This window comes from Bradyrhizobium sp. MOS001, assembly GCF_004634465.1.
Lineage (GTDB): Bacteria > Pseudomonadota > Alphaproteobacteria > Rhizobiales > Xanthobacteraceae > Bradyrhizobium > Bradyrhizobium barranii.
The window spans coordinates 315,471-340,313 of the sequence record NZ_SPVJ01000003.1 but is presented as its reverse complement, the minus strand read 5'-3'; the positions used below and the strand labels follow the sequence as shown (position 1 = coordinate 340,313).

The following is a 24,843-nucleotide window of genomic DNA, read 5'->3' as shown; positions in this document are numbered from 1 at the left end:
GGTATTTCCGTATGAACACCAATCTTGCTTTGGTTCTTCTGCTGCTTGCGGCCGCGATCGTGATGTTTATGGCCAATCGCCCGCGCATGGATGCGGTCGCGCTGCTGATGATCGTGATCATGCCATTTACTGGAGTGATTACCATCAACGAGGCGCTGGCGGGGTTCAGTGATCCCAGCATCGTGCTGATCGCGGGCCTCTTCGTGATCGGAGAAGGGCTGGTGCGCACCGGCGTGGCGCGTCGCCTCGGCGACTGGCTGAATGCGACTGCCGGCAGTAGCGAGACGCGCATGCTGGTGCTGCTGATGCTCGCGGTCAGCGGGCTCGGTGCATTCATGAGTTCGACGGCCGTGGTGGCCATCTTCATCCCGGTAGTGCTGCGCATCTGTCAGAACACGGGTGCCGCGCCGAGCCAGCTGATGATGCCCTTGAGCTTTGCGGCCCTGATCAGCGGCATGCTCACCCTCGTTGCGACGGCGCCGAATCTCGTGGTCAACGCCGAGCTGATCCGCCAGGGTGCGGCAGGCTTCGGCTTTTTCAGCTTCACGCCCTTTGGGCTCACATTCCTGGCGCTCGGCATTGCCTATATGCTGTTCGCGCGGCGGTTTCTGCCCGTCTCCGCCAAGCGTGTGGACGGCGAGCGCCGTCAGCCGAACTTGCTTGATTGGGTAACGCAGTATGGCCTCACCGATCGCGCCTTGCGCGTACGCGTGCTGACTGACTCGCCGCTGGTCGGCAAGCGCCTGGAAGAACTCCCGCTCCGGAACAGTGGCGTAAATCTGCTCGCCATCGAGCTTCCCGGCCGCTTCGGGTCCGAGGCGATCCGCCCGAACGCAAGGACCGAGCTCGCCGCGGGGCAGATCTTGCTGCTCGACGTCATCGCGTCCCCTGCCGAAACCAACCGGATGCTGAATGACTATATGGTCGAAAAGCTCCCTTTGGGCGATTGCGGCTACTTCACCGATCGTTCGCAGGAGATCGGCATGGTCGAAGTCATCGTCCCGGCGGAGTCCAAGCTGATTGGCCAGAGCATTTTGCAAGCGCGGGTGCGCAGCGAAATGGGTTTGACGGTGCTGGGGTTGCGGCACGGTCGCGAGGTCGTGAGCCAGGGGCTGCTCGATGAGACCTTGAAGGTCGGTGACACCCTTCTGCTGACCGGCTTCTGGTCTGACATCCGCAAGCTGCAATCCGAATTCTCGGATCTTGTCGTCCTGAACCTACCGACCGAGCACAAAGAGGTTCTGCCGGCCGCGAACCTCGCACCTCAGGCTCTGGCGGTGCTGGCTTTGACGGTCGGTATGATGGTCAGCGGTGTGGTGCCGAACGTGCACGCGGTTCTGATCGGCTGCTTGCTGATGGGGTTGCTGGGCTGCGTGGATTTCAACAGTGCCTATGCCTCGATCAATTGGAAGAGCCTGGTTCTTATTGTCGGCATGCTGCCCTTTTCGCTGGCGCTGCAACGAACCGGTGGCGTCGATCTCGCCGCCGACGCGGTGACGCATCTTGCGGGCGAGGCATCACCGCGAGTCCTGTTGGCGCTGCTCTTCGTGATCACGGCTGCCCTTGGCCTGTTCATCTCGAATACGGCAACCGCGGTGCTCATGGCGCCAGTAGCGCTCGCCGTCGCGAAGGACATCGGCGCCTCGCCGTATCCCTTCGCGATGACTATCGCCATCGCAGCCTCGGCCGCCTTCATGACGCCTGTGTCTTCGCCGGTGAACACCTTGGTGGTCGGACCGGGCAATTACGGTTTCGGCGATTTCTTGAAGATTGGTGTCCCTTTTACCGTCGTCGTGATGGTAACGACCCTGGCGCTGGTGCCTTGGCTGCTCCGATTTTAGCGGCCGTCAGGCCGGGCGCGATCCCGCGGACGGTTGCTCTTTCTCGTCCCGCGCAAACCAGGCTACATACAGCGTCGGCAGGAAGACCAGCGTCAGAACGGTGGCGACCAGGAGTCCGCCCATGATCGCGAATGCCATCGGTCCCCAGAATACTGTTGGCGCGATTGGAATCATCCCGAGAACAGTCGATACGGCCGTCAACATGATCGGCCGAAAACGGGAACTGCTGGCATCCACCGCAGCGTCCCAGGCCGTCTTGCCCAAAGCGCGTTCGGCGTCGATCTGACCGATCAGAATGACCGCGTTCTTGCTGATCATGCCCAGCAGCGCGAGCACGCCGAGAATGGCGACAAAACCCAGGGGCCTGCCGGACAGCATCAACGCTGCAACCACGCCGATAAGGCCGAGCGGCGCCACGCTGAGCACCATGAACAGTCTCGGAAAGCTCTGGAGCTGCACCATGAGGACGGTAAACATGACGAACAGCATCACCGGCACCACTGCCAGCACAGACGCCTGCGACTTCTGACTTTCCTCCACGGTGCCACCCACGACGACGCTGTACCCCGAAGGAAGGCTCTTTCTGAAGTTCTCGATCGCCATCGAGAGCGACGTAACCACGCTCTCCGGCAGCTTGTCGCCGGCAATGGCAGCCTGAACCGTCAGGGTCGGAATGCGGTCGCGCCGCCAGACGAGCGGAAACTCCTGGTCATATTCGAAGGAGGCGAACTGGCTGAGAGGAACAGTCTGCCCACCCGGCAGCGCCACCTGCAAGTTGCGCAGACCGTCCAGCGAGCCCCTCTGCTCGTTGGTCGCGCGCGCCACCACATTGACCAGATAGATATCGTCGCGAACCTGGGTAATGGGTGTGCCGGATATGACCGTATTCAGGACTGTCGCGATCGCTTGCGAACTGAGGCCGAGAAGGCGAGCCTCGTTCTGGTCCACGCGAATACGCACTTGGCGATTGGGTTCCATCCAATCGAAATTCACCTGCTTGGTGTCCGGACTGGAGGCTACGATCTGTCCGACTTTGAGCGCGATTTCGCGCACCCGTTCCACGTCGGGCCCACTGACCCGATACTGCACCGGCCATCCAACCGGCGGTCCGAGCTCAAGCGGAGAAACGAACGCAATCGCGTTAGGAAACTCCTGCGCGAGCAGCTTTTCGAGCTTGGAATGCAGGCGCTCGCGTGCAGCGACATCCTTGGCGATCACCACGGCCTGCGTGAAGAAATCGTTCGGGAGCTGAACATTAAGGGGCAAATAGAAGCGGATGGCGCCGCGCCCGACATAGGTGCTCCACCGCGCCACATCGGCATCGGTCGAAAGGGCAGCATCCAGGCGCTTTGCCGCAGCCTCGCTCGCGTGGATTGACGAGTTCTGCGGCAAGCTCAGGTCCACGAGCAATTCGGGACGGTCCGACGATGGAAAGAATTGTCGCGGGATGAGCGGCAGCGCAAGCACCGAACAGACGAAGAGCGCCAAGGAGATCGCGATCGTCAGCCATTTCGCGCGCATCGCGAAAGTCAGGAAACTCCGATACATGCGGAAGATCCTGCCCGGATCCGCCGTACTTGTCTGCTTCGGTGGAACAAGGATCGCTGCTCCGAGCAGTGGCGTGAAAATGACCGCAACGAACCAGGAAACCAGCAGTGCGATCGTGACCACGGCGAAGAGCGAGAACGTGTATTCACCGGCGGAACTCGCGGCAAAGCCGACCGGTATAAAGCCCGCTATCGTCACCAGCGTGCCCGCGAGCATCGCCATTGCATGGGTCCGGTATGCGAAAGTTGCCGCCTCGATCTTACTGGCGCCCTCTGCGAGCCGACTGAGCGTCGCATCGGTCGTGGTCATCGCATCGTCGACCAGCAATGCGAGCGCAATGATGAGCGCGCCAAGCGATATTCGCTGCATATCGATGCTGAGAAGTCCCATGATCGGAAACACGATCGCCAGCGTGAACGGTATGGCCAGCGCGATGATCAGGCCGGGTCGTACACCCAGGCTGATGAAACTCACCACCATGATGATGCCGATCGCCTGCATCAGCGAGACCGTAAACTCGCGGATCGCCTGGTCGACGACAACGGGCTGGTCCGCGACCAGGCTGGGCTCGATTCCAATGGGGAGATCCGCGGTGATTTGCGCCATTGCCTTTCTGATATTGGCGCCGAGCGCGAGAATGTCGCCGCCATCCCGCATGGCGATTGCGAGGCCTATTGCCGGCTTGCCATTGATCCGAAACATCGGCTGGGGCGGATCCGTGTAGCCGCGTCGCACCTGCGCAATATCGCTCAGGCGAAGCATGCGGCCGCCGGCGGAAAAATTGATGTTGGCGATGTCCTGCTCCGATTGGAAGCTGCCTGATACCCGAATCGAGATGCTTTCCAAGCCTGTCTGAATCGTTCCCGCCGGACGCACGATGTTTTGCGACTGGAGCGCCGCAATAAGAGCGGACCGATCAATTCCGAGGGCCGCGAGCTCCTTCGTGGAGAACTCGACGAAGATCACTTCATCCTGTTCGCCCAGAAGCTCAATCTTTGACACGTCAGGTACGAGAAGCAGCTCTGAGCGGATGTCCTCGACCCGATCGCGCAACTCGCGCTGAGTGAAACCGTCACTGGTAAAGCCATAGATGATGCCGAACGTATCACCGAATTCGTCATTAAACCCCGGCCCGATCACGCCTGCGGGTAGTGTATGGCGCATGTCTCCGATCGTCTTTCGTACGTGGTACCAGGTGTCGGCCACCTGTTTCGCATTCGCGCTCCCCTTCAGATTTACAAAGACGGTCGCGACACCGGCCCTTGTGAAGCTCCGCAGGAAGTCCAGATGCGGCGTTTCCTGCAAGTGACGTTCGAGGCGCTCAGTCACCTGCTTCATCGTCTCTTCCACAGTTGCGCCGGGCCACGCGGCCTGGACGACCATGGTCTTGATGATGAAGGCGGGATCTTCGTTGCGCCCCAACCGGAAATAGGACAGCGCTCCCCCGACCACCGCAATCATCATCATATAGACGACCAGCGAACGGTGTTTCAGAGCCCAGTCGGAAAGATTAATTCCGCTCATGGCTCGGATCCAAGAATCCGGACCTTCTGACCCGGATGCAACGCCTGAACGCCGGCGGTGACAACTATTTCGCCGATGTCGAGCCCCTGGGAAATGATGGCCTGCGCTTCATCGAATCGCAGCACGTCCACATTGCGCACCGCGACCGTGGCGGTGGCCGGGTCGACGACCCATACGGCGGGCTGCTCGTTCATCCTGGTCAGCGCGGAAGATGGAATATCGATCATCGGCCCTGCAGTGGTACTCACTCGCCCTATCACTGACGCACCCAACCGCATCGCGGCTGGCGGATCCGTCAGGCCGACCTTGACCTCGAAGGTTCGGGTCACAGCACTGGCCTGTGCAGCGACTTCGCGAATGCGCCCTTGCGCCGTTATCGACGGATCGTCAGCCAAGCTGACAGTGATCTCTGGATCGGCGGAGGCCGACCTGATCAATTGAGCGGGGACATCGAAGATCGCATCGCGACCGTCCTGCCGTGCGATCCTGGCGATCATCTGCCCGACCTGGACGACCTCGCCGGCGACCGGACCTGTGGCTGTTATCACACCGGGTGCATCAGCCTTGAGTTCGGTGAAACCAACGAGGTCATGCGCAGAACTCAGTTGCGCTTCGGCCGCATCGACTTGCGATTGCGCGGTTTGCCGCGCCTGGGTTGCGGCATCATAGTTGACGCGCGTGGTCCACCCCTGCGCCAACAGCGTCTCCTGACGATCGAAGTGATTGCGCGCCTGGGTCAATTGCCCCTGAGCGGCGGCAAGGGAGGCCTGCGCCTGCCGCAGCGTGCTCAGTTCATTCTGCGACTCCAATCGTGCCAGCACCTGGCCGGCCTTGACCCGGTCGCCTATCTTGGTGTCATTACTCAACAATCGTCCGGAGATCCGGAATGCGACATTCACCTCGTCTTCTGCCTCGACCCGTCCGGAGAATGTCAGCGGCGTTGTGACCTTGCGTTTTTCTACGGTCGCTGTACGTACGATCCGCGGCGGAGATGCGTCCTTGGTTTCGGTTTCCCGTCCACATCCTGCCAGCATCAGCGAGAACGCCGTCACCAGCGTCGATGTGAGGATGTTTCGGGGCGCGGATCGGCTGCCGTGCATGAACATGACCTGTTCCGTTCCGGGAGTGAGATCTTGCCGGGAGGATTGCTCAGTCCGCAGTCGCATTTTCCCCGGTACCGACATCCGCATTTTTGCCGAAGGAGTCCGCCGTCAACATCGGTAAATCTACTCGGTGGCGCCGGATGGAATCCGTGCTCGGCCATCAGCAGATTCCTGAGACATGATCAGGCAATCACCCGATGTCGCCGGTTCCGTCCACGACGCATGATGCAATCGTCAGGTGAAGCAGTCACGACCCCTGCCGCGGCTCCGCCGTTTGAATTCTCGTCTGGGGCGCGCAAACGCGCTTCCTCAGAGCACGGCAGACCCGGACGACACAATCCGGGAGCAACCGAGGAAACCGGGATGACAGGGTCCTCAGGTGATCGATACGGGCGTGCCGTCGTCGCGGTTGGAGGATCGTGGCGAACTGCGACTTTCAGAGCCGCATTTTTCCTTTGCCTCTGGCTCGTGCTCGCCGGCGCCAATCCGACAGATATTCCTGCCGCCGCGGCAGCAATCGCGGCAGCAACCTGGATAAGCCTGCACCTGCTGGAGCCGAGCAGATCCCGGCGGTCAATTCCTGCCATGGTCCGCCTGGCGCTGCTTTTCCTATACCAATCGGTGGTCGCCGGCGTAGACGTCGCACGCCGCGCGCTCGATCCCCGGCTGCCGCTGCGGCCGGGATTTGTGTTCTATCCGACCGGCCTCTCACGCGGGATGCAACGGAACGTGTTCACGACACTCACCAGCCTTTTGCCTGGCACAGTGCCAACCGGGGAGGAGAACGGGCAGCTCGTCTATCACTGTCTCGACGTCGAGCAACCGGTCGTTGCCGAACTTGCCGCGGAGGAAGCGGCGTTGGTTCGGGCCCTCTACAATGACTGAATTCCTCACGGCCGCAGTCGGCTTGATCCTGGCGATGCTGGGGCTCGGGCTGGTCTCCATCTTGCGTGGCCCGACAGATGCCGACCGGATGATGGCGGCGCAACTGATCGGGACTGCCGGCATTGCCGTCTTGCTGCTGCTCGGAACCGTGACGGGCGTGCCGGCGGCCGTCGACGTGGCATTGATACTGGCACTGCTCGCCACTTTCGCATCCATCGCATTCGTCAAGAAGGGGCTCTCCCGCCTCGAAACCGATGGGGCTGATCCGGGGGAGGACAGATGAGCGTCGCACGCGACATCATCACGGTTGCGGGAGTCTCGGCAGGCGTATTCTTTTTTTTCGCCGGCACCGTCGGCCTTCTTCGCTTTCCCGACACCCTGACCCGTCTGCACGCGCTCAGCAAGGCCGATAACCTCGGCCTGGGTTTCGTCGTGCTCGGGCTGCTCCCCCAAACAGGAGGCCTGCGTGACGGGCTGAAGCTGATCAGCATCTGGATGTTCGTGCTGCTCGCTGGCGCCACCGTCTCCCAATTGATCGCGCGCACGGCACGTCAGAGCGGGTCAGGCAAATGAACATCGCAACAGTGTTCGAGATCGCGCTCGCCGCCGTGGTGCTGGGCCTCGCCATCTGGACGATCGCTGTCCCCGACACCTATTCGGCCACGGTCGGTTTTATCGCCTACGGACTGCTGGTTGCGCTGATCTGGGTCCGTCTTGACGCCGTCGATGTCGCGCTGACCGAGGCTGCAATTGGCGGAGGCCTGGGCGGCGTCGTGCTGTTGGGTGCGGCGGCCCGGCTGCGCGATACCGAGGCGACGACAACGGAAGGGCCCAGCCTGATCGTGCGCTTGAGCGCGGCCATACTGTCCGCGTCGATCGCGGCAGCGCTGGCCGTCACGATCCTGCAGCTGCCCGAACCGGCGCCAACGCTCGCGCCCGCCGTCGTCGCGAATGCCGGGGCGACCGGAATGACCAACCCCGTCACCAACGTGCTCATGGCATTCCGCGGAATGGACACCATGCTCGAGAAGGTAGTGCTCCTGCTCGCCATCGTCGGTGTCTGGTCGCTTGCGTCGGACCAGGCCTGGGGCGGTCGTCCCGGACCACGCCACCAGGCTGATCCAAATGGTGTCCTCGCCTTTCTTGCGCGCCTGTTGCCACCCGCCGGCATCGTGGTCGGCATTTACATCCTGTGGACGGGCGCTGATCACCCCGGCGGAGCATTTCAGGGCGGCGCGGTTCTCGCATCGATGTGGCTGCTGGTGATCATGGCCGGGTTGGTGGATACCCCGCCCGTGCGCAGTCGGTGGCTACGTCTCATCCTGGTGGGCGGCCCCGGCCTTTTCCTTGCCGTCGGCCTTGGCGGGCTCTGTTTTGGGTCGGCGTTCCTTGCCTATCCCGTTGCGTTCGCCAAGCCGCTAATTCTGAGCATTGAGGTCGCGATGCTCCTGACGATCGCGACGACGCTCGGCCTGCTGCTCGCCGGTGCACCTGAAAGGAGCGCTGAGCGATGAGCGCCGTGACGGTTTTCGGACTATGCGCCGCCGCGGCGGTCGGGCTCGGGCTCTACGGCCTGATTGCCAATCCGCAACCGCTTCGCAAGATCATCGCATTCAATCTGCTCGGCAGCGGCGTGTTTCTTCTGTTCGGCATCGTCGGGCGACGAGGCGCCGCAGCGGGCTTTGGCAACGACCCGGTGCCGCAGGCCCTGGTGATCACAGGAGTCGTGGTCGCGTTTTCCGCAACGGCTCTGGCGATCGCCTTGTTGCTGCGGCTTTTTCAGATCGCAGGCTCCACGACGCTCAACAATCGGGCGGCGGCGAGCCCGCGCTCCGATCCGTCCGGTCACTGATGCTGCCCCCCGCCCCCGCGCTGGTGACCACCGCCGGCGGCTTCCTGCTGGTGCTGTCGATCGTCGTGCCGGTCGCGGGCGTCTTGCTGGCGTTTGCTCTCGGCGAGCGCTACGTCCGGCAGGTTGCCTCCACGGTCGTACCGGTCGGGTTGGCGATTGCTGTCGCCGTTCTCGTGCTCTTGCCGCGGAGCGACGGCCACCTCGCCTACCTACTCGGCGCCTGGCCACCCCCGCTCGGCGTAGCCCTCCGCGCGGACGGATTGTCGGCGGTCATGCTCGCGACGACGGCGGTCGTGATCTGCGCGGTCGCCATTTTTGCCGCAACCGATTTTCGTCCTCAATCTGTCGAAGCGCGCGCACCTTTCGCATTCTGGATCCTGCTTCTGGCAATCTGGGGTGCGCTGAACACGATCTTCGTCGCGGGAGACCTCTTCACGCTGTATGTTGCGCTGGAATTGCTGACGTTCGCCGCGGTGCCTCTGGTCTCTCTCGACGGTCGCGCGGAGACGCTTCGGGCCGCGTTGCGGTATCTGCTCTTCGCACTGCTCGGCTCGGTCCTCTACCTGATGGGCACCGCGCTGCTCTATGGTCTCTACGGCACCCTTGATATCGAGTTGTTGTCGCATCGCGTGAGCACAGACTCCGGCGTGCTCATCGCGGCAGCCTTGATGACGACCGGTCTCCTCGCAAAAACTGCACTCTTTCCGTTGCACCTCTGGCTGCCGCCCGCTCACGCCGGCGCACCGGCCGCAGCTAGCGCGATCCTGTCCGCCTTGGTCGTGAAGGGATCGTTCTTCATCCTTGTGCGGCTCTGGTTCGACGTCATGCCGGGTTTGCCCGGCTTGGCTGCCGCACAATTGCTCGCGGCGCTGGGAACCGGAGCGATCGTGTTCGGAAGCGTTGTCGCTCTCCGGCAAGAGCGCCTCAAGCTCCTGATTGCATATTCGACGCTGGCTCAGATTGGATATCTCTTCTTGATGTTTCCTCTTGCGTTCGGCGCGTCCGGGAAGCTCGAAAGTGACCAGGCTCTGGCGGGCGGCCTGTTGCAGGCAGTTTCCCATGCGACTGCCAAGGCGGCGATGTTCATGGCCGTCGGATCAATCTACACCGGGCTCGGCCACGATCGCATCACCGGGCTGCGAGGTGTCGCACGGGCCCTGCCCTTGAGCGTCCTGGCGTTCGCGGTTGGCGGTATCGCCTTGATGGGTGTTCAACCGAGCGGAGCGTCACTCGCGAAGGAGTTATTGCTCCAGGACACGGCGAGGACGGGGCAGTGGTGGTGGGCCGTCGTGCTCCAGGCCGGCGGAATGTTCACGACCGCCTATGTCGTACTAGTCCTGTCCCATGCGTTCGCGCCATCAGACCAGCCGATTACCCTCATCGGCCCAGCACCGCTCAGCCGGGACCTTGCTGCACTTGCCTTGGCCCTCTGTTCTTTGTTCCTTGGCTTGCTGCCCTGGGACTCGTATTTGCCGGTCCCGTATGATGCGACATCGAAGCTGTTCGGCATCGACGCGCTATCCAAATTGCTCCTGCCGGTGCTGGCAGGGGCGGCGCTCGCGATCCTGCTCAGCCCGTGGCCACACCCGCTGGGCTCATCCGCGGCCTGGAAAGCGCTCATGAGAGTGGTCGGTCCGCTCCGGCGCGGCTGTCTTAGATTCGGCAGCCTTATCGAAAGAGGCGACGAAGTTCTCCGTCAATGGTCCGCCGCGGGCATCTCCCTGCTCCTGGTGTCGCTGCTGCTCGCCGCGTCGATGTTCGCAGCAAATTGAAGACTCAGAACAGCCGGATCGCGCAGATCGGGCCGAGGGATTCCCCTGCTCTAATAATCCGGAACATTCTCTCCCGCGCCCAAGGGTTTTCTCGGATGTCGAGCTTGCAATTCGCCGTTTAGTCTCCGCGCCATGCAGTTGGCATCAGTCTTCCCGCGGCCCCTGCGGGAATGCCCAGGAGGTCTCCATGTCTGATCTGGTTGCGATCGTATACCCGACCGAAGCAAAGGCCGAAGAAGTCCGAACTCGGCTGCTCAAACTGCAAAAGGAATATTTGATCACCATCAGTGACGCCGTGATCGCCGTCAAGGCCGAGAACGGCAACATCAAGCTCAACCAGCTCGTCAACACCACGGCGACGGGCGCGATTACCGGCAGCTTCTGGGGACTTCTGGTCGGCGTGCTCTTCCTCAATCCGATCATCGGTGTCGCGGTCGGCGCTGCGTCCGGCGCGCTTGGAGGCGCCTTGTCCGATTTCGGCATCAACGATTCCTTCATGAAGGAGCTGTCCGCTTCGCTCCACACCGGCAACGCCGCGCTCTTCGTCCTGATCAAGAACATGACGGCAGACAAGGTATTGAAGGAAATCAAGGATGCCGGCGGAGTCGTGTTGAAAACGTCCCTGGACGAGACCAAGGAAAAGATCCTGCGCGATGCGCTCGCCAGCGCGGCGGAGCGGCCGGCAGCCTGAAGCCGCCTACCGCCTACCGCCGAGCAGGCGCAGCAGCATCATGAACAGATTGAGGAAGTTGAGGTAGAGCGACAGTGCCGCGATCACCGACTTGCGGCCTGCCGTCGTCGCATCGTCCCTGCTCTCGTACATCGCCTTGATCCGCTGCGTATCATAGGCCGTGAGTCCCGCAAAGACGCCAACGCCGACGATCGAGATCAACCAATCGAGCCCCGTCGACCTCAGGAAAATATTGACCAGGCTTGCGACGATGATGCCGATCAGGCCCATGAACAGGAAGCTGCCGACCGCGGACAGGTCGCGCCTCGTGGTGTAGCCGAAGACGCTGAGTGCCCCGAACATCGCGGCCGCGATGAAGAACACGCGCGTGATCGAGGCGCTGGTGTAGATGTGCAGCAGCGTCGAGAGCGAGACGCCGACCAGCGCGGCATAGACGAAGAACAGAATGCGCGCCGTTTCCACCGACAGCGTATTGATGCGCGCCCCGATGAAGAACACCAGCCCGAGTGGCGCCAGGATGAAAACCCACATCAACGGGCTCTCAAGCAATGCGGGACCCATGAGCTGATACGTCAGCCACGCCACAATTGCAGTCAGGCCCACGCCCGCGGCCATATAATTGTAGATGCGCAGCATGTAGGCGCGCAATCCGGGATCGATCGCTAGCGCGCCGCCACCAGTGCCTGAGGCAGTCAGATTCGGATCATAGTTCGACATCGCTTGCCTCCTCGGATTGGTTCACATGAACAAACCAAGCTAGCGGTCCGGCCCGTGCGGGGACATCGGATGATCACCCGAGCGCCGGAAGATATATCACCCTATCTCGGGATACCCGTATCCGCCAGAGCGACTTACCGAAACGTAACCTAGGGTTGCCCCTGGCTTCTCATCCTTTTTGCCTGGACTCTTACACCTTTGTCACTGGAAGCTGGTCACGCACCGGCCTAATCCGTTCGCATGCGCTACTTCTTTCACATCGTCGACAAAAACGGCCTTTGTCCGGACGGAATTGGATGCGAGTGCGCCGACCATGACGCTGCCGTTCTGCACGCCAGGCATATCGCGACTGAACTCGCTAAGGCAGGCGAGTTGTTCCGCGCGAGCTTCGTGCTGGTCGCCCTGGCCGCCGCGCCCAGATCGGCAAGTCCTCATTAGAGGCGGTCGACCGATTTCCTGCCTCGCCCTCTACATAGAATCCCTGATGCGCCGACCGAGAAGCTGCCTCTAGTCTCGTAACCGAGGGTGGCCGGCCTACCCCGTTCAAATTCGACCCTTCCGCCCACCTCATCTCCGGGGTTGAGGGCTCGCCGCACGCGTCCGCGCCTATGCGTTGGCCGTCGGCGCTATCTCGATCTGAAATGTTGTTGTGGGTCAGTTGGAGACAAACATGAATGTCCTGACCATTTGCGGTGCCTTGATCCTTGCCGGATCGATTGCGACCGCGCAGTCGACCAGTTCCCAGGCGCAGACGACCGATCCGGCCGCATCCGTGCCAAAGCAGGTCACGACACCTGCCCCAAGCACCGCCGCGCCAAATACGAATACGAACCCCACCAAGCATCGCTACTGGCGTCATCGCGGCGGCTCGCATCCCCATTATGGCAGCCGCCGTGTTCGCACCTGAGCCCCGGCGCGACAGTTCGTCATTGCAATCCGCCGCCGAGACACCCGATCGATGAGCGACGTGAGGACAGGACAAGAGCACCCGCGCGAGGTCGTGGTCCGTGAGCCTCCAGACCAGGGCATGACCGACAGGCGGCGCGGCTTTCTCGCAACGGGTCTCGCCCTGCTCGCCACTTGCGTTGCTCTCTTCCTCGTATGGCAAACCGCCTCGAGTCTTCTCATCATCTTCGCAGGCGTACTGTTTGCTGCCTTTCTGGATGCCGCCGCACGCGCACTGGCGCTACTAATTCCACTCAATCGTGTCTGGCGGCTGACATTCGTGCTGCTGCTACTCACCACCTTGGTCGGACTAGGCCTCGTCTGGGGAGGCGGCAAGCTGCCGGAGCAAACACGCATCCTGCTGAAGGTCATGGACACCCAGTTCGACGTCTTGCAGCAACGCCTTCTGACCTACGGCGTCGATCTGCTTGGTCCGGAATCGGGGCGCGATTTTGCGCAATGGCTGCTGTCCGATCAAGGCCGGTTCTTCAGCCACGCCCAGCTCGTCGTTGGCAGAGCGTCGAGCTTTCTGACCGGTGTGCTGGTGATCGCGTTCCTCGGTATCCTCTTCGCCTTTGATCCCACCAGCCATCGCGAGAGTCTGGTGATGCTGGCGAAGCCTTCCTATCGCGCCCGAACACGCGCCGTAATGAACGAGATGGGAAACTTCCTGCGGCTGTGGTTCGTCGGACAGCTGATCCGCATCATCCTAATGACACTGTGCGTGTGGGTCGCGCTCTATCTGATCGGGCTTCCCGGCCCCTTCGTGCTTGGGCTGCAGGCGGGCCTTTCCAACTTCGTTCCGTATCTGGGACCCATCCTTGCCGCGATCCCGATCGCGCTCGTCGCGATGCCGCTCGGCGCATCGCTGCTGATCTGGGCCGTCGTCATCTACACAATCATTCAATCGATCGAGGGCTATGTGATAGGCCCGTTGATCCAGCGCCAGGCGGTCGAAATTCCTCCCGCATGGACATTGGTCGCGATCGTACTGTTGGGCGCAATGCTAGGCGTGATGGGTATCGCACTCGCCATGCCGCTGGTCGCCGTCGGCCGGGTCGCGATCATTAGATTCTACGTCGAGGATTACCTCGGCGATAACAGCGGGCGGATGTCCAACAAGGGACCATCGCAAATGGGAGCGCCATGAGCGAGATTCGAGCCGAGCAGAACAATGGAATGGAGCCATCCCCGGCGCACACGCGGATGACACATTTTCTGTGGCAGCAACTTCCCTACATCATCGCACTGGTGCTCGCCGTGGCGGGCGTCGCCTATACCAACGCCTCTCACCAGCCTCTCGTTGGCTATTGGGAATTTCTCGCGCTTGCCATCGGCGTTGTGTGCGTCATCAACAAATGGCCGGAGATCGATGGCAAGGAGGCCCGGTGGCGACTGATCTGGACCCAGGCGCTGCACTGGGTTGCCGTCCTGGTCACGATGAACATCATGCTGGTGTCAGGCGTTCAGCAATTGTTGCCGACACCGGCAACCAGCCTCGTCCTTCTCACGTTACTTGCGCTCGGCACCTTCCTCGCGGGCGTCAGTCTTCTTTCGCCGCAAATTGCCTTCCTCGGCCTTGCGATGGGCGTCACGGTTCCGGCGATATCCTGGTTACAACAATCCATCATCTTCTTCCTGTTGGGCGCCGTCCTGCTGATCGGCCTCGGCATCACGTTCTGGCTTCGCCAGGATCGCAGCCCAGGGAGTTCGCCCACCGACACCGGAAGTCAAATGGAGGCCTGAATGCGCATTAACCTGCTTCTTGCGATCATCTCTGGATCCGCCTTGATGTGCGCCGACGCCCTGCCCGCACGCGCCGAGGCCTTCAGGGTCGGCCGGCTCGTATGCACCAGCACTCCGCGCGTTGGGCTGGTGCTTGGCTCCGCGCAGGAGCTTCGTTGTATATTCATCACGAGACGCCCGGCCCGGCAGTACGTCTACGACGGACGGATCAGGCGCGTTGGTCTCGACATCGGCGTGACCAGCGCAGGAACCCTCTCATGGGCCGTCTTCGCCAGGAACTCGCGCGTCGGCCCCGGCACGCTGCGCGGGAACTACGTGGGGGCGAGCGGCAATGTCGCGTTCGGCCCCGGTCTCGGAGCGAACGTTCTGATCGGAGGCTCTCGCCGGACGATTACGCTCCAGCCTCTGTCGATCGAGCGATCGATCGGATTGAACCTTGCGGCAGGCGTTACGAACCTGACACTCGGCCCGCGCGGACCGGGATAGCGGCTTGTCCCGACCCCCGGAGCAAGGAGCGGAAAATGGACCTTGCGGACGTCTCGGTCAGGATGCTGGCGGCGGGTTTCCTGACATTCATCGCTGGCGGCACGGGCTGGACACAGCCAGCCGCAGGCCCTCCGCCCGCTGTCGGCATCGTGGAAGCGATCAGACGACCGATCACCGAGACCAACGAATTTCTCGGGCGGATCGAGGCGGTCAATCGCGTCAATGTCGTGGCTCGCGTCACCGCATTCCTGGAGCAGCGGTTGTTCGTCGAGGGCGCCGAGCTCAAGAAGGGCGATCCGCTTTACCGGCTTGAGCGCGGTCCGTTCGAGGCCGATCTCGCGTCAAAGCAGGCGCAGGTGGCCCAGCTCCGAGCGATGCTCGAGAACGCCAAGCTGACGACCGACCGGGCGCGTACGCTGCTCAGCGGGCCGGCCGGTCAGCAATCGACCTACGACGCGGCGATCGCCAACCAACGCAGCCTGGAAGCCCAGGTCCAGGCCGCGCAGGCACAAGTCGATGCGTCACAGATCAACCTCGATTACACCATGATCAGCGCGCCGATCGACGGCAAGATCGGACGTACGGCCGTGACCGAAGGCAATGTCGTCGGTCCCAGCTCGGGCGTCCTGACCACGATCGTCAGCCAGGATCCGATGTACGTCACCTTCCCGGTGCCGTTGCGCCAGGGGCTCGAACTACGCGAACGCTATGGTCCGCAGGGAGGCTTGGAAGCCGTGGTGATCCGGCTGCGGCTGCCCAATGGCCGCATGTATGGCAAGTCCGGCAAGCTGGATTTTGTCGACAACACCATCGCCCAGAACACGGACACGATCACCGTGCGCGGCGAGATCGCCAACCCGATCCTGCGCGCGCCGTCCGCCGCGGGCGTAACCGTTCACGAACTGACTGACGGCGAGTTCGTCACGGTCTTGCTGGAAGGTGTCCAGCCCATCGAAGTGCTGGCGGTCCCGCGTTCGGCGGTGCTGTCCGACCAGCAGGGTGACTATGTCCTCGCCGTTGGCGCCGGCGATAAGGCCGAACAACGCCGCATCAAGCTGGGGCAATCGACGCCCACTATCGCCTCCGTCATCAGCGGCCTCGCGGCGGGCGACAAGGTCATCGTCGAAGGCCTGCAAAGAGTTCGTCCAGGTCAGGCGGTTTCTCCGGGCCCGGCGAGCGCGCTGATCCAGTCGAGCATGAAGGCCGGCACAGGCGACGCGCCTTCGCAGCCAGACCATGGCGGTTCAACTGATCCGCGCCCGGGGGACAAAAAGCCATGATGTCCGCCGTGTTCATCGATCGCCCGCGACTTGCGATGGTCGTGGCCTTCATCATTACCATTGCAGGTGCGCTCGCGCTGACACGGATCCCGGTGGCGCAATTTCCGGACATTGTGCCACCGCAGGTCACGGTTGCCGGGACCTTTCCCGGCGCGTCTGCCGAGGTCGTGGAGGCCAGCGTCGCTCAACCGCTCGAAGCGCAAGTGATCGGCGTCGACCGAGCTCTCTATATGAAATCGACGAGCGGCAACGACGGCAGCTACACCCTGACGGTGTCATTTGCACTTGGCACCGATCCCGATATCAACACCGTCAATGTTAACAACCGGGTGCAGAGCGCGCTGTCACAATTGCCCACCGAGGTGCAGCAGCAGGGCGTGACCGTGCAAAAGAAATCGTCGGCGATCCTGCAATTTCTGGTGCTTTACAGTGCCGACGGTCAGCAAGATCCGCTGTTCATCACCAACTACGCGATCATCAACATACTCGATGCGATCTCCAGCACGCCCGGTGTCGGCCAAGCTCACCTGTTCGCCAAGATGAACTACTCGATGCGGATTTGGTTCGATACGCAGCGGCTGACCAGCCTCAATCTCACGCCCTCGGACGTGATCGCGGCAATTCGAACGCAAAGCGTCCAGGCGCCGGTCGGCCGCATCGGCGCGCGTCCAATCAGCGACGACCAGCAATTCCAGTTCAACGTCCAGACCCTGGGACGGCTCGCGACGGTCGACCAGTTCGCCAATATCGTGCTGCGCGCCAACCCGGATGGTTCGACGCTGCTCGTCAAGGACGTCGCCCGGGTCGAGATTGGCGCGCAGAACCTCGACAGCGAAGCGCGGATCGACGGGCGCGCCGCGGTGCCTCTCGCGATCTATCTGGCGCCGGGCGCCAATGCCGTGACGACGGCGCAGGCGGTCGCAGCGACGATGCAGCGGCTATCGAAGCGATTCCCGACGGGGTTGAGCTATCTCGTGCAGTACGATTCCACGAGCTTCGTACGGGACACCATCTCGGAGGTTCTGCGGACACTGGGAGAGGCCTTCGTCCTGGTCGTGATCGTGGTTTATTTGTTCCTCGGTAATCTTCGGGCCACGGTGATACCAGCCATTGCCGTACCGGTCAGCCTGGTCGGCACCTTCGCGGTGCTGCTGATGCTTGGCTATTCCGCGAATACCGTGTCACTGCTCGCGATGGTGCTCGCCATCGGCATCGTCGTGGATGACGCCATCGTCGTCGTGGAGAACGTCGAGCGAGTGATGGAGGAGGAACCGGATCTTTCGCCAGTCGAGGCAAGCAAGAAGGCGATGACGCAGATCACGGCACCGATCATCGCGATCACGTTGGTGCTGCTCTCCGTCTTTGTTCCGATCGCCTTCATTCCTGGCATTTCCGGCACGCTGTTTCGGCAATTTGCGGTGACGATCAGCGCCGCCATGATGATTTCAGCACTGAATGCGCTGACCTTGTCGCCCGCCTTGTGCGCGCTGTTCCTGCGGCATACTGGACCCCGGCGCGGCATGATCGGCCACGTTCTTGGCGGCATTGACTGGATCCGCGATCGCTATAGCAGCGGCGTACGACGGCTGCTGCGCGTGGCCAGTCTCTCCCTCATCCTGGTCGCCGTGTTCGCAGCCGGCATTTTCGGGATGTCGCACCTGACGCCGACAGGGTTCCTCCCCGAGGAAGACCAGGGCGCTTTCTTCACTTCGGTGCAGTTGCCGGACGGTGCATCCGTTGCGCGGACCAGTGAAGTCACCAAGCAGATCGAGGACGTCCTGAAGGCGATGCCGGCCGTCGACCATGTTCTGGCCATCATCGGTTTCTCCCTGCTTGACGGGGCGTCCGAGCCCAACAGCGCGCTGGTGGTGACGCGCCTCAAGCCGTTTGCCGATCGCAAGGCGGCCGCGGATTCGGTGCAGGCGTTGATCCGGCAGACTTACGCAGCCGGCGCACAAATCCGGCAGGCCAATGTACTGCCGTTCAATATGCCGCCGATCATCGGACTCTCCACCTCAGGCGGGTTCGAGTACCAGCTCCAGGCGCTGGAAGGACAGAGCCCCGCCGCGATCTCCAGTGTCACGGGTGCGTTGATCGGAGCGGCCAATGCCGATCCGCGGCTGACGCGAGTGTTCTCGACCTTCACCGCGACCAATCCATCGATCTATCTCGACATCGATCGACGTAAGGCGCAGGCGCTTGGCGTGACCATCAGCGATATCTTCACGGCCCTTCAGGCGACGCTGGGCGGCATCTACGTCAACAATTTCAACCTCTATGGACGTACCTGGCAGGTCAACGTGCAGGGGGAGGCGCTCGATCGCGCCGACCTTTCCGATATCTGGCGCATCTATGTCCGCAATAGCACGGGTCAGATGGTTCCGATGCGGTCGCTCGCCGGCATCAAGATCGTAACCGGGCCTCAGGTCATTACCCGCTACAACAATTATCGTTCAGTGACGGTGAACGGCAGCCCGGCGCCAGGCGTCTCGTCCGGCACCGCGATGGCAGCGATGGCAGAGATCTCCAACAACGTGCTGCCTGCAGGTTACAGTTTCGAGTGGACCGGCACCGCCTATCAGGAGCAACAGGCAGCAGGACAAACCGGTGTGGTGCTCGCGCTCGCCGTGCTGTTCGCCTATCTGTTCCTGGTGGCGCTGTATGAGAGCACGGTGATCCCGATCCCGGTGCTGCTCTCCGTCGTTGTCGGCGTTCTAGGCTCATATATCGGTATTAAAATCGCCGGCCTCAATCTCGATCTGTACGGCCAGATTGGCCTCGTGGTGCTGATCGCGCTTGCCGCCAAGAACGGCATCCTGATCGTGGAATTCGCGAAGGAGCGACGGGAAGCCGGCACAGAGCTTGCGGAGGCCGCGATCCAGGGGGCGCATATGCGGTTCCGCGCGGTGATGATGACCTCGGTTGCCTTCATTCTCGGACTCCTCCCGCTCGTGCTCGCAACCGGCGCCGCCGAGCTGAGCCGCAGGGCGGTCGGGACCGCTGTCTTTGCCGGCATGCTCGCCGCAAGCTCAATCGGGATTTTTATGGTGCCGATGCTCTACGTCACGTTTCAGCGCCTGCGCGAGCGCGCGAAGGCACGACCGGTCCCGGCGCGAACCACATGACCCGAGTATCCAGGACGGCGCGAATACGCCGAGCCTGTTGCTCAGGGTTTCGACGGATGCCGACGTTGCCGTTCCCCGCTACCGTTGTCCGTGCTTGAAACTGCGTAACAAGAAGAGAGGAGAAGAACAATGAACGCTCCCACACGTCGTGCCTTCCTTGGTCTTGCGCAGGGCGCCGTCGCCGCCGCAGCTGTCGGCGCAATCGGCGTTCGTTTCATTGCGTCAGCGGAGGCAATGCCGGTCGCCGCAAATCTGGGACGGGCCGCGATAACCACGGATATCGCGACGCAGGCGCAGTGGGGTCCTCCGCATGGCCCCGGTTGGGGGCGCCCGCGACCGCGCAGGCGCCGTTGGGTTTGCTGGTGGCATCGCGGTCGCCGCCATTGCGGGTGGCGGTGGAGGTGATCGTCCGCGATCCCTTTGCGGACGGGAAAGGGCAGAGCTGCGCTTCCGCAGCGATCAGCTCTGCTTCACCGCCGCGATCGGTTGCGAAGCGCGGCGGGCCGGCAGCCGCTGATTTCGTTCACTCTTCAATCAATTTAGCTCGGATCGCGTAGCGGACCAGTCCAGCTATCGAATTGACCCCCAGTTTTCCCATGGCCGACGCCCGATGCGTCTCCGTGGTCTTCACGCTTGAGCTCAGCATCGCGCTGATACCCTTGTTGCTGTACCCCTCGGCCACGAGCTTGACAACGAGCCGCTCTCGCGGAGACAGCTTCACATGCCCCTCGCCAGCTTCGTCTTCTCGACCCGACTGACCCCAAAATCGTCCGCCAACGAATGGCTTACGTGCCATTAGCGCTTCAACGGCAGCCAACAGCAGCTTGTTTGCGTCCGACTTGACCAGGAACGCGCGCGCACCCGCCTGAAGCGCCTCTTGAGCCAGCACTCCGGATTCGTGCGCGGTAAAGATCAGCACCTCAGTTTCGCGGAGATGTTTTTTTATTCCTCGAGTTATTTCCAGTCCCGTCATGCGCGGCATGAAGAAGTCGACGATCGCAACATCAGGCCGCTCTTTGAGAGCGGCCTCAAATGCCGATCTTCCGTCGGACGCCTCGGCGACAATCATCCAACCCGGCCGCTGCTCGAGGACCGCCCGTAGCCCGGATCGAACAGCATCATGATCATCAGCAATGAGAATTCGTTTCATGAGAGGGCTGCCTCGATGATCTTGTCGCAAGAGAACCTGGACGAGCTATGGGCGCTGCGTTTGAGCAGCATCTCCAACCGGGCCATCTCACTCGCGCGCAAGAGCGCATGGAAAGGTCGCGCGCAGGATGGTACCGCGCCGCAGCGTTGTGGGTGCCGATAATATCTCAAGCTGCCCTCCCATCTCTTGCAATCGAGCTCGCATGATACGGATTCCCGCTCCGAGTGCCCACGGACGAAAGCGGCATGCGCCATCTGCAGCGACCATGCCTTGTCCGTCGTCTCGGACCTCGAGCTTGAACTTCCTGTCCCTCATCCCGATAGTTATGACGACCTGTGTCGCCTTGGCGTGGCGGTAAACGTTCGTCAGGGCCTCCTGAACAATTCTCAGCAACGCTCGCTGCGCCCCGTATGGCAGGCCGTCGACCGCGGACGATATCGAGACCTCAATATTCAGCGGCGTTCGGGCTGCGAGCCCTTCTGCGAATTGCTCGATTGTCGTCCTGAGCCCTCCTTCAAACAGGTCCTGAGGGTGAAGCAGATATGTGAGAGACCGCAATTCCTTCATAGCGCGATCGATCGAGATGTCGAGCTGATCGCAATGTTTCGTCGCCTTCAGAGGATCGCCTAGCGCACTCCTTACTTGCATCAGAATGAGGCTTGCCGCCACCAGATGCTGGCACGTTGAATCGTGAAGCTCCGAAGCAATTTGATGATGAACTTCTTCCTGCAGGGCGAGCCGTTCGGAATTCGCCTTGCGCGCATGCCTCGATCCTCCGGAGGCATTTCGAACATGTCGGCCGACCGGTGTCTCCTGAAGGGACATGATACACTCGCCTTCCTGCAGTGCTAACTTTCGCACCGCTAGTTTCCTGGCATATGCAGACAACTCTCCGATAAATTTAGCCTACCGCCGCGACACACTGACCACGCAATCAGTATAAGCCATTACGTAGAAATCCTCTAGGCAGCCAATCCCCGTCGTGTGCCGAGCATCCCAAATTTGGCGCGATGCTCCCTGATTCAGATCAAGGAGCTGCAGGTAAGGAGCAGCATGCGGGTCGGCGAAAACGCGATTATGAAGACGCGTCCGTCAATCTGCGCGCTGTGTCATCGCCCGCTTGACGGCGGCGACAGCAATCGAGCGGCCCCGGCGAGGGTGTTGCGCCGCAGAACAGTCCGCCGCTGTTTAGGTAAGACGTCTTTCCATATTCCGCCCGGGCCACCTCTTTGAAATTCCGTAATTCGGAAATCAACAGAGGCATCGTCGGCTTGTCTTTCGGCGTCGCATCGATCTCCGGATCCATCGCGGCGTTCTATTCGGAGCTGTTCGACACGCGGATCCGCTACACTGGTCTCGTCTTCGCAAAAGAAGTCAGCGGTGCTGTCGTCGGCGGCTTTACGCCACTGATTTCGACGCTGCTGGTGCAGTGGAGTGGCGACGCGAGCTGGCCAGTCTCGGTCTACATGTCAGTCACGGCGCTGGCAGCGTTTTTGTGCGCCTATCTCGCCAGGGACATCCTCGACGTCGGCCAGCGAAACGTCACAACTGCGACGAAACGCGACGCTCTTGTGGGCGTGCGACAAGTCATGGACGATACTGGAGACCATGCGAGATGACGAGCGCGACGGTGATGCGAACCAGCAAGAACATCTCGCGAACATCGCCAAGTCGACGCACGGTACGATGCCAGACCACCAAAAGCGTCGCACGATACGCGCTTTGCTCTGTCGCCTGAAATGGAAAAACCCTGCGCCAATAGGGCTTTCGATATGGTGGGCGCACCAGGGCTCGAACCTGGGACCCGCTGATTAAGAGTCTCATTCTCTAAAAGAGATTTCAGGCACTTAGCTGTAAAAGGCAACCAAAACAGCACTAGCAAAATCAATACGTTATGGCCGAAATGTAAATCGCTTGATCGCGCGGTCAGCACGCGCGCCCCTTGCGTCCCGAACGTAAGTAGCAACCGAAAAGTTCAACAAAAACAGTGAACTTCGCTCCTGGTTGACCACCTTTATCGCTGTTTGTTCAGGGCGGTTCGGTGGTCAATCGGTGGTCAGCTGACCGGGTAAGTCTCGGCGCTGTGGCTACGCGGCACTATGAAGGCATGGAGTCATTAGCCGCCTTCGCGCCTCCACCTGCCCCTCATACTCGTCGCACTACTAACGACAACGGCCCCTGCGTAACCCGCCTTAACGCAGGTGCGTCGACGACTAGCGTCGGGGGTTCGAGTCAGGAGACCGCTACCGCCTTTCCACACACGACGCAAATCTGCGATATTCGCTCCGATCGTCCGCCTGAACCCGGCAGCTCGTCGAACGGTAGGCTCAAGTCGGGGACCCACAGCAGCCCCCCAGATGCAGTCGCCTATTGAGAGGATGGTGCGACTCGGCTGGAACGTATTCCCGCCGCCGTCGCCGGCGTGTCCCGCACCAGCAGCGCGCGGGTTGCCGCCGTCACATCGGGCTGGCGCATCAGGCTCTCGCCGACCAGAAAGGTCGACATTCCCACACGCTCGAGCCTGGTCAGATCGTCCGGCGTGAAGATGCCGCTTTCCCCGACCATCAGCCGCTCCTCCGGGATAAGCGGCGCTAGCGCCTCGCTGGTCGCGAGCGTGGTCTCGAAGGTACGGAGATTGCGATTGTTGACGCCGACCATCGGCGAGCGGAGTTTCAGCGCCCGCTCGAGTTCGGCTCGGTCGTGGATCTCGACCAGCACATCCATCTGAAGTGCGATGGCGGCGTCCTCAATATCTTTGGCGGCAGCGTCATCGAGAGCGGCCATGATGATCAGGATGCAGTCGGCGCCGTGAGCGCGGGCTTCGACGACCTGATAGGTGTCGAACATGAAATCCTTGCGCAGCACCGGCAGATTGGTCGCCGCGCGTGCCGCAACCATGAAGTCGAGATGCCCCTGGAACGACGGAGTATCGGTCAGCACCGAGAGGCAGGCCGCGCCCCCGGCCTCGTAAGCCTTTGCCAGGGCCGGCGGATCGAAATCGGCGCGGATGAGGCCCTTCGATGGCGAAGCCTTCTTGATCTCAGCAATCAGCGCATAGTCACCGCCGCCATGCTTTTCCTTGATCGCGCGGACGAAGCCGCGCGGTGGCGCCGCCGCCTTGGCGCGTGCATCGATGCTCGCGAAGGAATGAGCACGCTTGGAGGCGGCAATCTCCTCGCGCTTATAGGCTTCGATTTTCTTCAAGATGTCTGACATCATCGACCTGTTCGTGGACTTACCTGTCATTCGACCATCTGCGTTGTTTCGGCGGTCGGTACAAATCAATCATTATCGACGCTTACTCACTTCCTCTTTATTAGCCCTTCGCGTTGGTGCGCATGCGCGAGCTCGTTATAACGCTCGCGCCGCCGATCAATGCGCCAAATGCGCGCGTCACTTTCGTTCTTGGAAGCGATTGTCGAAGCTGAATGAGCCCGCGCCCGCTCGCCGCGCAGTGCGATGCCTTTGGCGGACAGCACCATCGCAGCAGCATTCCCCGCTGCTATGGAAACCATACATGCCGGCTATTGGAAGATTTCGCCCCGCGCTGCGATCAATGGGCGTCGCTATCGAAGATTTCATCGAGTAACGCCCAGCGCAACCTCAATCCGTCACATCTGCCGGAATAGGCCGCATCGGGCGACTTGATCCTGTCGAGGACGACCAATGTGTGGGTGCTCGTCCACTCACTCCTCACCCAACGCGCTTAGGAGGCACGCATGGCATTCACGTTGAAAATCAACGGTACACCCCATGAAGTCGATGTCGACGGTGACGTTCCATTGCTGTGGGTGCTGCGCGATGTGCTCGGCATGACCGGAACCAAGTTCGGCTGCGGCCAGGCGCTCTGCGGCGCCTGCACTGTGCATGTCGACGGCCAGCCGGTCCGCTCCTGTCAGACAACGATCGACAGCATTGGGGACAGCGCGGTCACCACGATCGAGGCGATCGGCCAGACGCCGCAGGGCGCAGCCGTACAGAAGGCGTGGTTGGAGCTCCAGGTGGTGCAGTGCGGTTACTGCCAATCCGGCCAGATCATGTCGGCGGCGGCGCTCCTGAAAGACATGCCGAAGCCGACGGATGGCGACATCAACGCCGCCATGTCGGGGAATGTCTGCCGATGCGGCACCTATCAGCGCATCCGCGCCGCGATCAGGCTGGCTGCTGGAGTTTGAGAT

Annotated in this window: 23 protein-coding genes; 16 read left to right on the top strand and 7 right to left on the bottom strand. The window is 61.7% G+C overall.

Features of this window, described 5'->3' with window-relative positions:
- Positions 1 to 11 precede the first annotated feature (11 nt).
- Positions 12 to 1,841: an SLC13 family permease gene (locus CT676_RS07255; RefSeq protein WP_135214212.1), complete on the top strand. Its 1,830-nt coding sequence runs from the start codon at positions 12 to 14 to the stop codon at positions 1,839 to 1,841.
- A 6-nt stretch (positions 1,842 to 1,847) separates the two neighbouring features.
- Here the strand turns inward: CT676_RS07255 and CT676_RS07250 are convergent, their stop codons facing one another.
- Positions 1,848 to 4,913: an efflux RND transporter permease subunit gene (locus tag CT676_RS07250; RefSeq protein WP_135214211.1), complete on the bottom strand. Its 3,066-nt coding sequence runs from the start codon at positions 4,911 to 4,913 to the stop codon at positions 1,848 to 1,850.
- Positions 4,910 to 6,019, bottom strand: a complete 1,110-nt coding sequence (locus CT676_RS07245) for an efflux RND transporter periplasmic adaptor subunit (RefSeq protein WP_343287535.1) — start codon at positions 6,017 to 6,019, stop codon at positions 4,910 to 4,912. The genes CT676_RS07250 and CT676_RS07245 overlap by 4 nt, the downstream gene beginning before the upstream one ends.
- Before the next feature lie 219 nt (positions 6,020 to 6,238).
- Here CT676_RS07245 and CT676_RS07240 point away from each other — a divergent pair, with 219 nt between their 5' ends.
- The 7 genes from CT676_RS07240 (at position 6,239) to CT676_RS07210 (ending at position 11,216) form a co-directional block, all read left to right on the top strand.
- The gene (locus CT676_RS07240; protein WP_343287534.1) at positions 6,239 to 6,901 is read left to right on the top strand and encodes a Na+/H+ antiporter subunit E; all 663 of its coding nucleotides are present in this window, start codon (positions 6,239 to 6,241) and stop codon (positions 6,899 to 6,901) included.
- A complete protein-coding gene (locus CT676_RS07235; protein WP_071911305.1) occupies positions 6,894 to 7,184 on the top strand; it encodes a monovalent cation/H+ antiporter complex subunit F in 291 nt (96 codons plus the stop codon). Before CT676_RS07240 ends, CT676_RS07235 begins: the two co-directional genes overlap by 8 nt.
- Positions 7,181 to 7,474 carry a monovalent cation/H(+) antiporter subunit G gene (locus CT676_RS07230; protein WP_028152034.1) on the top strand — a complete coding sequence of 98 codons (294 nt, stop codon included), beginning with the start codon at positions 7,181 to 7,183 and terminating at the stop codon, positions 7,472 to 7,474. The genes CT676_RS07235 and CT676_RS07230 overlap by 4 nt, the downstream gene beginning before the upstream one ends.
- On the top strand, positions 7,471 to 8,415 hold the full coding sequence (locus CT676_RS07225; RefSeq protein WP_135214209.1) for an MnhB domain-containing protein: 945 nt from the start codon (positions 7,471 to 7,473) through the stop codon (positions 8,413 to 8,415). The genes CT676_RS07230 and CT676_RS07225 overlap by 4 nt, the downstream gene beginning before the upstream one ends.
- Entirely contained in the window at positions 8,412 to 8,753 is a 342-nt protein-coding gene (locus tag CT676_RS07220; protein ID WP_135214208.1) for an NADH-quinone oxidoreductase subunit K, read from the top strand. Before CT676_RS07225 ends, CT676_RS07220 begins: the two co-directional genes overlap by 4 nt.
- On the top strand, positions 8,753 to 10,525 hold the full coding sequence (locus CT676_RS07215; RefSeq protein WP_135214207.1) for a proton-conducting transporter membrane subunit: 1,773 nt from the start codon (positions 8,753 to 8,755) through the stop codon (positions 10,523 to 10,525). Before CT676_RS07220 ends, CT676_RS07215 begins: the two co-directional genes overlap by 1 nt.
- 187 nt (positions 10,526 to 10,712) lie before the next feature.
- Complete coding sequence (locus tag CT676_RS07210) at positions 10,713 to 11,216, top strand: DUF1269 domain-containing protein (protein WP_028152030.1); 504 nt, start codon at positions 10,713 to 10,715, stop codon at positions 11,214 to 11,216.
- A 6-nt stretch (positions 11,217 to 11,222) separates the two neighbouring features.
- Here CT676_RS07210 and CT676_RS07205 read toward each other — a convergent pair whose 3' ends face one another.
- On the bottom strand, positions 11,223 to 11,933 hold the full coding sequence (locus CT676_RS07205) for a Bax inhibitor-1/YccA family protein (RefSeq protein ID WP_063981774.1): 711 nt from the start codon (positions 11,931 to 11,933) through the stop codon (positions 11,223 to 11,225).
- Between the two features lie 670 nt (positions 11,934 to 12,603).
- Between CT676_RS07205 and CT676_RS07195 the strand changes: the two genes are divergently transcribed.
- From CT676_RS07195 to CT676_RS07170, 6 genes are read left to right on the top strand one after another with little or no spacing between them, the layout of a single operon-like run.
- Positions 12,604 to 12,840 (top strand): hypothetical protein, encoded by a 237-nt coding sequence (locus tag CT676_RS07195; protein WP_135214205.1) that lies wholly within the window; start codon positions 12,604 to 12,606, stop codon positions 12,838 to 12,840.
- A gap of 51 nt (positions 12,841 to 12,891) precedes the next feature.
- Positions 12,892 to 14,028: an AI-2E family transporter gene (locus CT676_RS07190; RefSeq protein ID WP_135214204.1), complete on the top strand. Its 1,137-nt coding sequence runs from the start codon at positions 12,892 to 12,894 to the stop codon at positions 14,026 to 14,028.
- Entirely contained in the window at positions 14,025 to 14,624 is a 600-nt protein-coding gene (locus CT676_RS07185) for a hypothetical protein (protein ID WP_135214203.1), read from the top strand. Before CT676_RS07190 ends, CT676_RS07185 begins: the two co-directional genes overlap by 4 nt.
- Positions 14,625 to 15,110, top strand: coding sequence for a DUF992 domain-containing protein (locus CT676_RS07180; protein WP_071911293.1), 486 nt, complete (start codon positions 14,625 to 14,627; stop codon positions 15,108 to 15,110).
- Between the two features lie 35 nt (positions 15,111 to 15,145).
- Positions 15,146 to 16,390, top strand: a complete 1,245-nt coding sequence (locus tag CT676_RS07175) for an efflux RND transporter periplasmic adaptor subunit (protein ID WP_063981769.1) — start codon at positions 15,146 to 15,148, stop codon at positions 16,388 to 16,390.
- Entirely contained in the window at positions 16,387 to 19,515 is a 3,129-nt protein-coding gene (locus tag CT676_RS07170; RefSeq protein ID WP_135214202.1) for a multidrug efflux RND transporter permease subunit, read from the top strand. Before CT676_RS07175 ends, CT676_RS07170 begins: the two co-directional genes overlap by 4 nt.
- Before the next feature lie 523 nt (positions 19,516 to 20,038).
- Here the strand turns inward: CT676_RS07170 and CT676_RS07165 are convergent.
- Both CT676_RS07165 and CT676_RS07160 read right to left on the bottom strand, forming a co-directional pair.
- Positions 20,039 to 20,665, bottom strand: a complete 627-nt coding sequence (locus CT676_RS07165; RefSeq protein WP_135214201.1) for a response regulator transcription factor — start codon at positions 20,663 to 20,665, stop codon at positions 20,039 to 20,041.
- Positions 20,666 to 20,752: 87 nt separating this feature from the next.
- Positions 20,753 to 21,490 carry an ATP-binding protein gene (locus CT676_RS07160; protein ID WP_135214200.1) on the bottom strand — a complete coding sequence of 246 codons (738 nt, stop codon included), beginning with the start codon at positions 21,488 to 21,490 and terminating at the stop codon, positions 20,753 to 20,755.
- Between the two features lie 404 nt (positions 21,491 to 21,894).
- On the opposite strand from CT676_RS07160, the gene CT676_RS07155 reads away from it, so the two are divergent.
- A complete protein-coding gene (locus CT676_RS07155; protein ID WP_135214199.1) occupies positions 21,895 to 22,284 on the top strand; it encodes a hypothetical protein in 390 nt (129 codons plus the stop codon).
- Positions 22,285 to 23,032: 748 nt separating this feature from the next.
- Here CT676_RS07155 and trpC read toward each other — a convergent pair.
- Positions 23,033 to 23,881, bottom strand: coding sequence for an indole-3-glycerol phosphate synthase TrpC (gene trpC, locus CT676_RS07150; RefSeq protein ID WP_063986175.1), 849 nt, complete (start codon positions 23,879 to 23,881; stop codon positions 23,033 to 23,035).
- Between the two features lie 86 nt (positions 23,882 to 23,967).
- Entirely contained in the window at positions 23,968 to 24,147 is a 180-nt protein-coding gene (locus CT676_RS07145) for a hypothetical protein (protein WP_135214198.1), read from the bottom strand.
- A gap of 237 nt (positions 24,148 to 24,384) precedes the next feature.
- Here CT676_RS07145 and CT676_RS07140 point away from each other — a divergent pair, with 237 nt between their 5' ends.
- A complete protein-coding gene (locus tag CT676_RS07140; RefSeq protein ID WP_135214197.1) occupies positions 24,385 to 24,840 on the top strand; it encodes a (2Fe-2S)-binding protein in 456 nt (151 codons plus the stop codon).
- Positions 24,841 to 24,843: the final 3 nt, after the last annotated feature.